We start from the raw sequence: 13,570 nt of genomic DNA, 5'->3' as shown, positions 1-13,570 counted from the left end.
AAATGCACAAAATCAAATGGGATCAGGCTTACTACGGGGTATATCGCTATCCGTGGACGGTGGATCTGACAAACGCCTGGGCGGACGGCAGCCAGCCGAACGCGCCGACGCCGACCGCCAATGGACGTCGTCATCGTAACGGCGGCGGCTGGGTGGCCGATGGCGCGCAGGTGGACGACACTGCCTATGTCGGGCCGTACGCCAAAGTGCTGGGCGGCAAGGTGCTGGGTAACGCCCGCATTGAAGACCATGCAATCGTGCTGGATGGTACGGTATCGGATAACGCCCGCGTCAGCGGTCTGACGATCATTCAGAATAATACGGCGATTAAGGACAATGCGCAGGTGAATACGGCGTTCTGGTCGCTGGGCCTGACTGTTCCGGGGTTGGTGGTGTCGGGTGATGCCCAACTGCGCGGGGATATTGATGCGCAGGAGGCGAATATGTCGGTAGCGCGTGGGGTTTTCTATGGCTATCTCAACAACGCGGAACTGCGTGACGCCCAGGCTGGCGCCAACCTGACTGAGGCGGTGCCGGAAATTACCGAACGTCCGGCTTATGCTAAATAAGTGCTGGATGGAACGGTATTCACGCTAATTTCAGAATGAAATAACGGGGCGAAAGCCCCGTTTTCAATCCCTTCGAGCTGCCTACGCGGCGGCGCTCCTCTCCACGTTTTTCGCGTGATAAACGGTGGTTAACGCCGTGGGTTACTGCCCGTTCCAGGCGCGAATCTGTTGGTCGCGCACCTGTAATTTTTGTGCCGACGTCAGCCTGTTGTAGTCGCTGCTGAGGCCGCTTTCCCAGTCGCCGTAAAGCGGGTTAGGCAATACGATGAACTGCGTGCCGAATTTCGCCTGATTATTGCTGACGAATGCCCGACGCGCCGTATTGTCCTTGTGGTAAGTCGCCGCGCCGAAGTCATTCAGGTTGTCTCCCACGTACAACACAATGTCATTACCCTGAGCAGCGATATCATCAAAGCGTGCCTGCTTGTTGCTGTTGCCCTTGCTTAATCGCAGCGTCTGGTCGTTCACGTCCGGAAAACCGAGTTTGACCAGGTTGTCGCGCGTATCGCTCGCTTCGATAACCAGTCGGTTGGACACATAAAACACCTGGCCGCCGTGACTGTTGACATAGCGGGCGAACTCCACTGCGCCCGGTACGGCAAGCGCCTGACGAGCCTGGGACCAGCGGTTCCAGCTGATCGGGCTGAATGACTTATGTTCTTTGGCTTGCCAGCCGCTGTAGGCGCTGTTGTCCAGCATGGTTTCGTCAATATCAACCACCACCGTCTTTTTCTTGCCCGGTTTAACCGGCGCGGCGTCGAATGCCATCCGCGCGGTGTTGAACGCCTGATAGCATAACGCCTGATATTCACCCGACTGCTGGAACCAGTTCAGAGCCAGCACCGACTGGTTGGAGAGCGCGGTCTGGGCATCCTGGGGCGCGGGCATGGTACAGCCGGTTAACGCCAACGCTGTTATCAGGGTGCTGGCGCTGAAAGTCAGCTTTTTCATGGGTTTTCCTTTGTTCTTGTTGGAGCAAACCGAGTGAGCCGAACTGAAATAGTGCGGTAGTGGTATCGAAGCAGGAATATATCGGGGAGTAAATATGCTGGTTTTATTTGTACGCACTTTTTTAAGAACTGTCACGAATCGGTGCGCAAAGGGAAGTAGCGGGAATCGTAATGAAAACGATCTCACTACAACGACCGTAGTCTGTTGAAATGGCAAATGCCATGCCGCATCATCAATAAAAACAAAGGAAACTCATAATGAATGCGGAGAAATGTCACACGAAGGATATTGTCGCCATGGAGTTAATTATCTTTTTATGAAATGGAAAAAACCTCTTTTTATAATGTATTTTTATTTATTTTAGATATATGTTTCTATCACGGTCAGTAATGTCTTTATGTATAGCTGATATTTATGACGGTTTTATATCATCGGGATGACAAAAATTTTTTTTCTTCATCATCGGCATTAAGTGGAAATCGCCAGATGTATTTTATTGATAACAATGGCAAGTGCCATAAACCTTTTGATGAAAGCCGCGATAATACCTGGTGCTGGGTAATTAACGCCAGAGATTATAATGATTTTTTTGGAGTTTAATTGGAGTCTTATGGCGTGATTTATTCTGGATTTGCACGTTTTTCTCTATAATGAAAAGGTGGTTGGTTTCCTAAAATAGTTTCTTGTATGGCAAACCAAGAGGAGAATAAATAGATGGCAAAGAATATTATCCCTCATGGGTGATGATTTTATATCGTCACAATTCATTGGCTTGTTTTTTTAAACGGAATAACGGTGGTGGTATTTATATCCTGAATAAAGGAAATCTACTCTGGCTAAGGATTGAATACTGACTTCAGAAACAGTTATGATGACTTCCGACCAGCCAGATGTTCGAGTTGGCGTTTATTCACAGTTGTAATCCGGGTGTGTGATTATTGTGGTGATTAATATGATCACCCCCTTTTCTTTGCTTTTAAAAAAGCACTTACAGGCATGACGCCTAATTAAGTAAAACAGAAACAGGAGATGATATGTTTTTAAAGAAGACAGCTGTACTGGCAACATTCCCCCTCTGGATTGCGTTTGCGGCTCACGCCGATGATTTTGACAAACTGGATCAGGCGTTGCCTTCCGGCGTCAATGCTGCATCGATTGCGCCGGTATTCGATTTCGATACCGATGGTTGTCTGCCCAGCGCCGGAATTAGTCGCAGCGGCAAGCAGAATGGCGGCCTTAACCCGACCGGCAGCCTGACTGGCGGTTGCCGCTGGTCCACTTTTCTGGACAAATCCAACACGTTGCACCGTTACGCCTGCGTCAATAACGGCGGCAACCGTTATTGCGGCCACTTTTACGCGCTCTATTTCCTGAAAGATCAAATTGCGGCCGGCATCAAGAGCGGCCACCGCCACGACTGGGAATATGCGGCGGTCTGGACCAAAAACGGCGCCGTGACACACGGCAGCTACAGCGCTCACGGTAAGCTGACGACGGCTGCCGCCTCCAGTCTCGATAAACAAAATGGGCATCTGAAGTTTGTTTACCATAAAGATGGCGCGCTGACCCACGCTTTCCGTTTCGCCAAATCGGGCGAACAGGCGGAAAACCCCTACAACACCTTCGTCACGCCGGATATTGTCAGCTGGTACTCGGTGCATGGCGATGGCGTCAGCAATCAGGACATGCGCAACAAGATGAACACGTTCAACTACGAATCGGCGGATATCCCGATGAAGGACGGTAATTTCCTGTCTAACCTGAACAACGGCAAACCGGGTGATTACCCGAACTTCACGCAGGCCAGCGTGGACAGTTCTAAATAATGCCTCAGGCCGGGCCGGGTGGCCCGGCCATCTGTAATTCCCTCAATCCTTGTTTCATCATTGTTGCGACATGTACTGCATGTCGTTTGGTGTTTCCTCTATATGGCTATATAGCGCAAACCGTTTCTGGCATAGACCGTGTGCTACGAACGCTAGTGGCGGAGTCAGGGAGGGTGGATGGGCTTATGATTGCAGACGAAATGTCTGGCTGTAACTGGCGGAATATGCTGATTAACGAGTCGTTGTGGGGATGAAAGATACCTATCTTTTTTATATTATTTTTTGAATTGACTGGCGTCCCCAGCAGGGATCGAACCTGCAACTAGCCCTTAGGAGGGGCTTGTTATATCCATTTAACTATGGGGACTGCGCTGGCGCCGCATTATAACCGATTTGGCTGTCGCCATAAGCACTTGCCGGTTCGTTTGCTCAATCCGCCACCAGTTTCGGCCTGAATACCGGGCTTAATCGTGGTATCTTTCGCTACGCTAACCGTCGGACAAATGAGTGACGGGCTACGCAAATCATTGAATTTGGTTGCGATCGCACAATTGGCGCTGGAATTATACCGGCGCCTGACGCAGGATCCGCATCCTCCAATGTTGACCGTTGCGTCAGCCGATGCGACGGCGGTTGTTTCCCGTGCAAGGGTATCCGGCATGAACCGGACGATTCCGAAGCGCCTACGGGAGAGGCGTCACTGCTGGCGTCGCTATTAAACGATCGCCATTTTTCCGATAGACCGCCACCGGCGGCACGGGCAAACCAAAGCCCGGTGTATTAAGATGATAACATGTGGCCTTGTGCGCTGACGGCCCGATGGCAGGTCGTGCGGACTGCATGAAAGTTCAGCAGGGAGATACGTTATGAATTTTCGTCTGGGTGGTGTGGTACTGGCGAGCGCATTGCTTGCCGGCTGTGCCAGCTCTAAAACCTCAGCGCCTGAGCAGCGTTCGGATCCGCTGGAAGGATTCAACCGCACTATGTTCGGTTTCAACTACAACGTGCTGGATCCGTATGTGGTGCGTCCGGCGGCGGTGGTCTGGCGTGATTACATGCCGCAACCGGCGCGCAATGGTTTGACCAATTTCTTCGTCAACCTGTCCGAACCCGCCACCATGGTGAACTATTTCGCCGAGGGCAAACCTTATCAGGCGATGATTCACTTCAACCGTTTTTTCCTTAATACCTTGCTGGGGATGGGCGGCCTGATCGACGTCGCGTCAATGGCGAACCCCAAACTGGCGAAAGGAGAGCCGCATCGTTTCGGCAGTACGCTGGGGCATTACGGTGTGGGTTACGGGCCTTATCTGGTGTTGCCGGGCTACGGCAGCGCCACGCTGCGTGAAGACGGCGGCGGGGTCGTGGATACGCTTTATCCGCCGTTGAGTTATCTCACTTTCGTGATGTCCGCCGGCAAGTGGGCGGTGGAAGGGTTGGAAACTCGCGCCCGTCTGTTGGATTCCGACGCGCTGCTGCATAATTCGTCCGACCCTTACCTGATGGTGCGCGATGCCTATTTCCAGCGGCATGACTTCCTGGCTAGCGACGGTAAATACACCCCGGCGGCTAATCCGAATGCCAAAGCGATTGAAGGCAGCCTGGACGAGATCGATTCAGATAAATAAGTATTCTTTCAGCATTGACAGGCGCCTGCGGGCGCCTTTTTTCACCCACCTTGTTATCTGCCCACCAGAAACTCATCAAACTGATTGTTTGTGAAACGTTATATTGTTGTTGAGCGTTTATTTAATTACATAAATTTATTTCCACCGCTTATGTAACAATAATAACAGCCGGTTAGAGAGGGTAACGATTCAGCAGCCCTGAGCAGGCAATCCACGTATTGCGTCATGTGCTCTTATCTCCGCCTGCCGTCAGCCATTTCTGCTCTATGCTGAAATAGACAAAGGCGTTGCCGTGCACCTGCTATAGGGTTGGCGCCGTGTTTCTCATGGCTCATCGTTCCTGCATCGTTATCTCGCTAATCTGGAATCACCCTTGTTCACCTGCAGGGATGACACATTGACATAACGGGACATAAATATGAAAAAACTATTGGTTACCACCTTGTGTCTGGGCGCCATAGGGCTGGCACAGCCTGTCATGGCGGAAGAAAATAAGGCAGTGGATGTGGTGTTGATCGGCGGCGGCGTCATGAGCGCCACGCTGGGTACCTATCTGCAGGCGCTGGAACCGAATTGGACCATCAGTATGGTCGAGCGTCTGGACAACGTGGCTGAGGAAAGCTCCAACGGCTGGAATAACGCCGGCACCGGCCACTCCGCCTTTATGGAACTGAACTACACGCCGGAAAAAGCCGATGGCTCGATCGACATCAGCAAGGCGGTCGAAATCAGCGAAGCGTTCGAAGTTTCCCGTCAGTTTTGGTCTTATCAAATTTCTCACAATGTGATGAAAGACCCGTCGTCATTCATCAACAGCGTGCCGCACATGAGTTTCGTATGGGGCGACGACAACGTCAATTACCTGCACAAACGTTACCAGGCGCTGCAACATAGCACCCTGTTTCGCGGCATGGAGTTCTCCGACAACGCGGATCAGATCAAGCAGTGGATCCCGCTGGTGATGGAAGGGCGCGATCCGCAACAGAAGATTGCCGCTACCCGTATGCCGATCGGCACCGATGTTAACTACGGCGAAGTCACCCGCCAACTGGTGGACGGGTTGAAGCAGCATTCGACCTTCAACCTGCAACTGAGCAACGAAGTGCGTGACATCAAGCGCAATCCGGACAAAACCTGGAACGTGGTGGTTGCCGACCTGAAAAACGGCGGTAAAGAAAGCGCTATCAAAGCCAAATTCGTGTTCATCGGCGCCGGCGGCGCGGCACTGCAACTGCTGCAGAAGTCAGGTATTCCGGAAGCGGACAACTATGGCGGCTTCCCGGTTGGCGGCGAGTTCCTGGTCACCGATAATCAGGACATCGTAAAACGTCATCTCGCCAAGGTATACGGTAAAGCTTCGGTTGGCGCGCCGCCGATGTCCGTACCGCATCTGGATACCCGTATCTTCAACGGTAAGCCGGCGCTGCTGTTCGGGCCGTTCGCGACCTTCTCCAGCAAATTCCTGAAAAACGGTTCGTTGTGGGATCTGCTCGCGTCCATGAACACCTCCAACTTTATGCCGATGGTGAATGTGGGGATCGATAATTTCGATCTGGTGAAATACCTGATCGGCCAGCTGATGATGAACGACGACGATCGTTTTGCCGCGTTGAAAGAGTACTTCCCGCAGGCCAAACAGTCTGACTGGCGTCTGGCGGTGGCGGGTCAACGCGTACAGATCATCAAGAAAGACAAAGAGCTGGGCGGCGTACTGAAGCTGGGCACCGAGATTGTCAGCGATAAAGACGGTACCATCGCCGCGCTGCTGGGCGCGTCGCCGGGTGCGTCCACCGCTGCGCCGATCATGCTGAGCCTGATGCAGACCGTGTTCAAGGATAAGGTCGCGACGCCGGAATGGCAGGCCAAATTGAAGGAGATCGTTCCGTCTTACGGCCAGAAACTGGAAGGCAATATCGACCTGACCAACAAGATCCGCGGCTACACCAGTAGCACGCTGAAACTGAACTACATGGAAGTGAAGCCGGAGTAATGCCGCTGGCATAAATCACCGACTTCTCATCAAACAAAAGGCCGCGATAGCGGCCTTTTTTACGAACAGAGATAGGGTGTTCAGGTTAGAAACTGTAGTTGAAGTTCACGCCGTACAGCCACGCCCGGCCTTTAGAGGTAAAGGTGTAAGAGGGCAGGTTAGCCGCAACGCCCGGTTCGTTGATGGTGACTTTCTGACCGTGCATATAAGACACGCCCACGTCCACCGAAGCGTCTTTGTTAAAGGCGTAGGTGGTGCCGGCGCTCAGCCAGAGACGATCCTGATCCGGGATGGAGATGGTGCGTTTGTCAGCCGGTACCGGACTGTCGTCAAACGCGATACCGGTGCGGAAAGTCCAGTTGTCGTCGTAGTAGTAAGTGGTGCCCAGCGCGATGCGGTAAGAATCGTGGAAGCGTTCATCCTTCTGGAACAACTGCTGGCCGTTGCTGTTGGTGGCACGTAGTTCCTGGAAGCTGCTCCAACTGGTGTAGGCCAGGCTATAGTGAACCGCCCACTGCGGAGCGACGCGGTGGTAAGCGGAGAACTCCCACATTTCCGGCAGGTTGAGCGTGAGCCTGGCGGGGATGGTGTTGCCGCTGGTGCCGCGCGGCGCCGCCAGGTCGTTTCTGAAGGAGCCGTCAAAATCGATGTCGACTTTAGAGCGATAACTCAGGCCGAAGCGGTTGTTCTTATCCAGTTCATACAGGATACCGGCGTTCCAGCCATAACCCCATTCTTTGCCATCCATATGGGTGATCTCAGATGTTGAACTCACACCCAGCACCGGGCCGACTTCGCCGGCGTTACGCACAAATTTGGCATCGGCGTACACGGCATTGACGCCCAGACCAAAGCTGAAATGCTGGTTGAGACGATAGGCCGCGCTCAGATTCAGGTTGGAGGTTTTCAGGTCGGTTTTGCCCGCAATGGAACCGGCGCTGAAATTGTCGCTGAACTCTGTCCCCAGCCCGAAGTTGGTGGTGGCGGAGGCGCCAACCGCCCACTGCTCGTTCAGCGGCATGATGAAATGCAGGTTGGGCACCCAGGCATGCGGCGCAATATTGTCTGCGCTGGCGTCGCGGCCGGTGCTGCTGGAGCCGCGCAAGTCGATATCCGGGTTAATGTAAGTCACGCCGCCGGAAAAGGCCGGGCGATCAAACAGCGTCATGGTCGCCGGGTTGCGGCTACCAGAGGTCGCATTGTCTGCAATTGCGCTTTCACCCGAGAAGGCGCGCCCCAGACCGGATGAGGAGAACTCATTCAACTGGAAACCAGCAGCGGTTGCATTGGATGCCATTAGCGCCAGCGCCACAGCAAGTGATGTTTTCTTTAACAGGACTTTCTGGCTCATGACCGAAACCTCACTGAACGTTTGCAATTTTTGTTAAGCGTGTAACAAGGGACGCGCATTGTAGGGGGGCTTAATGGGCTGACAAATCAGACCAGTTGCGCAAAGTATAAAAGTAAAACGATGAAATGTTTTCTTTTGGTTCCATAAATGTTGCGAAAATGATTTAAAAATTAGATCCAGTTAACAAATGTCATGATTGTGTTTAGGTCTTTTAGCCTATTTCATTGAAAAATAACGTTAAAGTGTGATTTGTATCACGTAATACCTCTTTAATTGGTAAGTGCTAGTGATAGACGACCGTGGTGAGTAAAATGGGGGCAGAATAGATGGATAGCGTGCTTCCGACTGGGGAAGCGCCTGTCGCCGCAGAGGAGTTTTGCCATGACAAACGCGATTAACAAATGTAGCGCGGAAGAAACCGCCGCCTGTTGCTGTGTGGATGTGGGAACCGTAATGGATAACACCGATTGCACCGCCTCTTACAGCCGTGTGTTTACCCACCGTAGCGACGCGGAGCAGACGCAGAAGCAACTGACGGAAAAAGCCCGTGCGGTTGAGTCCGAGCCCTGCGTGATTGACGCCCGCCTGTCGGAGGCGGAAGGCGGCGTTAAACTGGATATGGATTTCACGTTCAGCTGTCAGGCGGAAACCCTGATCTTCCAGCTGGGCCTGCGCTAACCGACCAAGTCGTAGTAGTCGTAATAGTAGTGCCGCTGTAGTGGCGTGCTCGCCCTCGCTTTGCGGCTGATACGCTGAGATCAGCCGCGTTTCCCGATGTTTTCCACTTCATTATTCCTTCTTTTTCATTACCTTTGCCGTCTTATTTCCATTGTGCATGAGCGCCCGGAAGCGTGGCATGGCTCGCTGTTTGGTATCTGCTTGTTTGCATAATGTAATCTTCAGGTTAACAATGAGTTCAGACCCATCGGTCTCTGAAAAGGGATGAACGGAATGGTTATGCGTGAACGCGAAGCAGTGCCGCTGGTCACCCGGCGTGGCGACCGCATTGCGATTGTTAGTGGGCTGAGAACCCCGTTTGCCCGACAGGCGACGGTCTATCATGGTATCCCGGCGCTGGAGCTGGGCACGCTGGTGGTCAATGAGCTGTTGCTTCGCAGCGGCGTCGAGCCGGAACAGGTGGAGCAACTGGTGTTCGGGCAGGTGATCCAGATGCCGGAAGCGCCCAATATCGCCCGCGAAATCGTGCTGGGCAGCGGCATGAGCGTGCTTACCGATGCATATAGCGTCTCCCGAGCCTGCGCCACCAGTTTTCAGGCGGTCGCCAACGTGGCGGAAAGCATTCTGGCCGGCGCTATCGACATCGGCATCGCCGGCGGCGCTGATTCGGCTTCTGTGCTGCCCATCGGCGTCAGCAAGGCGCTGGCGCGCACGCTGGTCGATCTCTCGCGCGCCAGAACCTTCCGCCAGCGGCTGGCGTTGTTCGCCCGTTTGCGGCCGCGGGACTTACTGCCGGTGGCGCCCGCCGTGGCCGAGTATTCCACCGGGCTGCGCATGGGCGATACCGCCGAGCAGATGGCGAAAGACTACCGCATCAGCCGCGAAGCGCAGGACGCTTTCGCCCATCTTTCCCATCAACGCGCTACGCAGGCCTGGGCCGACGGCGTACTGCGCGACGAGGTGATGACGGCCTGGGTGCCGCCGTATAAACAGGCCATCAATGAAGACAACACTATTCGTCGCGACAGCGCGCCGGAACAGTATTCCCGCCTTAAACCCGCCTTTGACCGTCGCTACGGCAGCGTAACCGCCGGCAACAGTTCGCCGTTAACCGACGGCGCCGCCGCGGTGTTGCTGATGAGCGAATCCCGCGCCCGCGAACTGAAACTGACGCCGCTCGGCTACCTGCGTAGCTATGCGTTCTGCGCCATTCCGGTGCAGCAGGACATGCTGGCAGGGCCGGCTTACACCACCCCGCTGGCGCTCGATCGAGCGGGTATCCGTCTGGACGATCTGGCGCTGATTGACATGCATGAAGCTTTCGCCGCTCAGACTCTGGCCAATCTGTACCTGTTCGCCAGCGCTGAATTTGCCCGCGATAAACTCGGGCGCAACGCGCCGGTGGGGGAGGTGGACCGTGAGCGCTTCAACGTGCGTGGCGGATCGCTCGCCTATGGGCATCCGTTTGCCGCGACCGGCGCGCGGATGATCACCCAGACGCTGCATGAATTGCGCCGGCGAGGCGGCGGATTGGGGCTGGTCACTGCTTGCGCGGCAGGCGGCCTGGGGGCAGCGATGGTGCTGGAGGTGACGCAATGACCGAACTGAATGCGATACATCAGGCGCACGAACATGAAGAGCACGCGGCTTTCCGGTTGACGCTACGCCCCGATCATATCGGCGTGATCACCGTGGATGTTCCCGGCGAGAAAGTGAATACCCTGAAAGCGGAATTCGCGGAACAGATGCGCGCGGTGCTGACGCAGGCTCGACAGCACAGTGGCCTACAGGGGCTGGTTATTCTCTCCGGCAAACCGGCGTCGTTTATTGCCGGGGCGGATATCGGCATGTTGGATGCCTGTTCCGACGCCGCGGCGGCGCAGGCGCTGGCTGAAACCGGGCAGGAAACACTGGAAGCGATCGCCCACCTGCCGTTCCCGGTGGTGGCGGCTATTCACGGCGACTGTCTGGGCGGCGGGCTGGAACTGGCGCTGGCTTGTGATTATCGCCTTTGTACGCCGGACGACAGCACCCGCCTCGGGTTGCCGGAAGTGCAATTGGGGCTATTGCCGGGCGCTGGCGGCACCCAGCGTCTTCCGCGCCTGATTGGCGTGGACCGCGCGCTGGAGTTGATCCTGACCGGGCGGCAACTGCGGGCGGCTCAGGCGCGGCGGCTCGGGTTGGTGGATGAAGTGGTGCCGCACGCCGTATTGCTGGAGGCGGCGCTGGGCTTTATTCGCCGCGGTAAACGGCAGCCGTCCTCGCCCGGCTGGCGGCACCGGCTACTGATGCTGCCTTACGTACGCCGCTGGTTGTTTGAGCGGGTGCGGCGGCAGACGCAGGCGAAAACTCAGGGCAATTACCCGGCGACGGCGCGTATTCTGGCGGTGGTGCGCCGGGGTCTGGAACAAGGTAGCCAGGCAGGCTATCAGGCGGAGGCCCGCGCTTTCGGCCGACTGGTGATGTCGCCGGAGTCGGTGGCGTTGCGGCGACTGTTTTTTACCGCCACCGCGCTGAAAAAAGATCAGGGCGCGTCGGTCGAGCCCGGCCCACTGCGCCGGGTTGGGGTGTTGGGCGGCGGTTTGATGGGCGGCGGCATTGCCGGCGTCACCGCGCTGAATGGTCAATTGCCGGTAAGGATTAAAGATATTCATGAGCAAGGCATCACCCATGCGCTGCGCAACAGCTGGCAGCGGTTGAGCAAACAGGTGGCGCGCCGCCGCATCACGCCCGCAGAGCAGCGACGGCAGATGAGCCTGATTTCCGGCGGCACCGATTATCGGGGATTTGAGCGCGTTGATGTGGTGGTGGAGGCGGTATTCGAAGAAGTGGCGCTCAAACAGCAGATGGTGCGGGAAACCGAAGCGGTGACGCCGCCGCATACGGTGTTTGCCACCAATACCTCGTCGCTGCCGATTCATCAGATCGCCGCCGGTGCCGGTCGGCCTGAGCAGGTGATAGGCCTGCACTATTTCAGCCCGGTGGACAAGATGCCGCTGGTTGAGGTTATTCCCCATGCCGGAACCAGCGAGCAGACGCTGTCCACCACGGTGGCGCTGGCGAAGAAGCAGGGTAAAACCGCCATCGTAGTAGCGGATAAAGCTGGGTTTTATGTTAACCGCATTCTGGCGCCTTACCTGAATGAGGCGGCCCGCTGTTTGCTGGAAGGCGAGCCGGTAGAATCGGTCGATCAGGCGCTGGTGCGTTTCGGTTTCCCAGTCGGGCCTTTTACCTTGCTGGATGAAGTGGGGATTGATGTGGCGATGAAGATTGTGCCGGTGCTGGTGGCGGAGCTGGGCGAGCGGTTTTGCGCGCCGCCGGCGCTGGAAGCCATTGCCCGCGACAACCGTAAAGGCCGTAAGAACGGACGCGGCTTTTATCGCTACGATCAGTCGCGTTATGAGCGGTTATGCGGTTTGTGGCGGCGTCAGGGCAACGTGTCCGACGGTAGTCTCTATCCCTTGCTGGATGTGACGCCCAAAGCGCACCTGGATCCGGCGCTGATTGCGCAGCGCTGCGTCATGATGATGCTGAATGAAGCGGTGCGCTGTCTGGATGAAGGGGTGATCCGCCGCCCGGGCGACGGCGACATCGGCGCGGTAATGGGGATCGGGTTTCCACCGTTTCTGGGCGGCCCATTCCACTACATGAATCGATTAGGGATAGAAACGGTGGTGGCAACCCTGCTGTCGTTGCAGGCGCAGTATGGCGATCGGTTTGCTCCGGCGGAAGGACTGCTCCGGCGGCAGTCACAGCAGGTTGACTTTGCTGATGAAACGGAACGCTAAGCGGGTGAGGGAAAAATCTGAACCCACTATCCCGCCTTGTTTTTTATTCTTGTCGGATCAGTAGAATAATAAACTTCAAAGCCGTAAGGCAGATTTTTTGAATGAAAAACCTAATGTTGTTTAAAAAAATTATTTTATTGGCTGACGAGAAACGTTATTTCCTGGATTCACGTTTAGGTGAAAAACGTTAATTGATAAAAATACCGAGCACGATGGTGCGCTAGCGGAGTAATGGTTTTATTTTATTGAAAATACTTGTTTTTCTTATTTAAACATTCCGTTGTTTTTACCACCCAGTAAAACAATTCCCTGAATGCTGGGCATAATACCGCGCTGAATTATTTAAATATGCTGTATTCAGCACCGGTGTTTTCTCTGTTCACTATAATGAGGCAGGGTATTTTTTCCAGTGTTTCCCTCGGTTATAAGATGAAAAAGTGTAAAAGTGTCAGCAAAATAAAACCGGTGCCGGTTTATTCTGTATTGCGGAGATTGATAATTTTTTTATCTGAATGAAAATTATTTTTTAGTCTAAACTGCTGTTAAATGAAATCTAAAAGATAGCCGGCAGCATATTATGATGACGTGATGTCGGCTTTGCCCTGAAAAAATTAAGGTTAATTGCCTGAAAAACGGGAAGTTGCCGGCTGTGGCGCGATGGCTGAGCCGTGGCGCAGCGCGACGCATGATGTGGTTGGTTGCGATTCGCCGGCAATTGGGGTAAAAAAATGCGCTTTGCGTTGGTCAAAACGCCATCAGCAGGATGTGGCGATACCCGATACCAGGCTG

9 protein-coding genes and 1 tRNA gene are annotated in these 13,570 nt (G+C 54.7%); 7 read left to right on the top strand and 3 right to left on the bottom strand.

The window, feature by feature from the left end:
• The first annotated feature begins 2 nt into the window (after positions 1-2).
• Positions 3-569, top strand: coding sequence for a hypothetical protein (locus tag DDA898_RS23820; RefSeq protein WP_038911582.1), 567 nt, complete (start codon positions 3-5; stop codon positions 567-569).
• A gap of 141 nt (positions 570-710) precedes the next feature.
• Here the strand turns inward: DDA898_RS23820 and DDA898_RS14850 are convergent, their stop codons facing one another.
• Positions 711-1,520 carry a 5'-nucleotidase, lipoprotein e(P4) family gene (locus DDA898_RS14850; protein WP_013318775.1) on the bottom strand — a complete coding sequence of 270 codons (810 nt, stop codon included), beginning with the start codon at positions 1,518-1,520 and terminating at the stop codon, positions 711-713.
• 1,034 nt (positions 1,521-2,554) lie between these two features.
• On the opposite strand from DDA898_RS14850, the gene DDA898_RS14845 reads away from it, so the two are divergent.
• Entirely contained in the window at positions 2,555-3,346 is a 792-nt protein-coding gene (locus DDA898_RS14845; RefSeq protein ID WP_038901655.1) for an NPP1 family protein, read from the top strand.
• Positions 3,347-3,638: 292 nt separating this feature from the next.
• Here the strand turns inward: DDA898_RS14845 and DDA898_RS14840 are convergent.
• Positions 3,639-3,713, bottom strand: a tRNA-Arg gene (locus DDA898_RS14840).
• 499 nt (positions 3,714-4,212) lie between these two features.
• Between DDA898_RS14840 and mlaA the strand changes: the two genes are divergently transcribed.
• Positions 4,213-4,974: a phospholipid-binding lipoprotein MlaA gene (gene mlaA, locus DDA898_RS14835; protein WP_013318771.1), complete on the top strand. Its 762-nt coding sequence runs from the start codon at positions 4,213-4,215 to the stop codon at positions 4,972-4,974.
• A gap of 418 nt (positions 4,975-5,392) precedes the next feature.
• Positions 5,393-6,964, top strand: a complete 1,572-nt coding sequence (gene mqo / locus DDA898_RS14830; protein ID WP_038911581.1) for a malate dehydrogenase (quinone) — start codon at positions 5,393-5,395, stop codon at positions 6,962-6,964.
• A gap of 85 nt (positions 6,965-7,049) precedes the next feature.
• On the opposite strand, the gene fadL is transcribed toward mqo, so the two are convergent.
• The gene (fadL, locus tag DDA898_RS14825) at positions 7,050-8,315 is read right to left on the bottom strand and encodes a long-chain fatty acid transporter FadL (protein ID WP_038911580.1); all 1,266 of its coding nucleotides are present in this window, start codon (positions 8,313-8,315) and stop codon (positions 7,050-7,052) included.
• Positions 8,316-8,696: 381 nt separating this feature from the next.
• On the opposite strand from fadL, the gene DDA898_RS14820 reads away from it, so the two are divergent.
• From DDA898_RS14820 to fadJ, 3 genes are all read left to right on the top strand, one after another.
• Positions 8,697-8,993, top strand: a complete 297-nt coding sequence (locus DDA898_RS14820) for a YfcZ/YiiS family protein (RefSeq protein ID WP_013318768.1) — start codon at positions 8,697-8,699, stop codon at positions 8,991-8,993.
• Positions 8,994-9,272: 279 nt separating this feature from the next.
• On the top strand, positions 9,273-10,592 hold the full coding sequence (fadI, locus tag DDA898_RS14815; protein ID WP_438830407.1) for an acetyl-CoA C-acyltransferase FadI: 1,320 nt from the start codon (positions 9,273-9,275) through the stop codon (positions 10,590-10,592).
• The gene (gene fadJ / locus DDA898_RS14810; RefSeq protein WP_038911578.1) at positions 10,589-12,781 is read left to right on the top strand and encodes a fatty acid oxidation complex subunit alpha FadJ; all 2,193 of its coding nucleotides are present in this window, start codon (positions 10,589-10,591) and stop codon (positions 12,779-12,781) included. Before fadI ends, fadJ begins: the two co-directional genes overlap by 4 nt.
• Positions 12,782-13,570: the final 789 nt, after the last annotated feature.

This window comes from Dickeya dadantii NCPPB 898, assembly GCF_000406145.1.
Lineage (GTDB): Bacteria > Pseudomonadota > Gammaproteobacteria > Enterobacterales > Enterobacteriaceae > Dickeya > Dickeya dadantii.
The sequence above is the reverse complement of the archived record's forward strand: the minus strand, read 5'-3'. Positions and strand labels throughout refer to the sequence as shown.